This window comes from Nostoc sp. UCD121, assembly GCF_014222285.1.
Classification (GTDB): domain Bacteria; phylum Cyanobacteriota; class Cyanobacteriia; order Cyanobacteriales; family Nostocaceae; genus Nostoc.
This window is the reverse complement of sequence record NZ_JACKZS010000529.1, coordinates 1-480: the sequence shown is the minus strand read 5'-3', so window position 1 is coordinate 480 and position 480 is coordinate 1. Positions and strand designations below refer to the sequence as shown.

The window sequence follows — 480 nt, the reverse complement described above, 5'->3', positions numbered from 1 at the left end:
CTGTTGCAAAATTACCCGATGACAATCTAAAACTTCTGCGGTTTCAATATCTGATATTGCACAAAATCGTCCCTGTTGGTACAGGGTTGCATAGTTCTCTCCAAAACAGTGGTCTTGAATTTTGACAGCTAAACCAGAAGGAAATTGCGGTAGGACATCTTCGGCAATAAATTCGCCATATTCGTAATTTACCCCGAGATGAAATTGATAAATTCCGACGCGCGAGACATTAAGGATTGAGCGAAGATTTTGAGTTACTGCACGAAAGATTGCGTCTAAATCTAAAGACTCTCGGATCTGATTCACAACATTAAATAAGGTTTCTTGCTGCTGGAGAGATTGTTGAATCTGTTGAGCTTTTTCTTGAGATTCTTGATAAAGACGAGCATTTTCTAGAGAGATGGCAGCTTGCACAGATAACATTTGGATAACTTTGATGCGATCGCTAGTAAATACCCCTGCCACTAGTTTATTTTCTAA

General features: G+C 39.2%; 1 protein-coding gene. It reads right to left on the bottom strand.

Annotated features, from left to right (window positions below; all coding sequences use genetic code 11):
- The coding region (locus tag GNF10_RS39555; protein ID WP_369009422.1) for a GAF domain-containing protein at window positions 1–480 on the bottom strand (480 nt) is incomplete at both ends.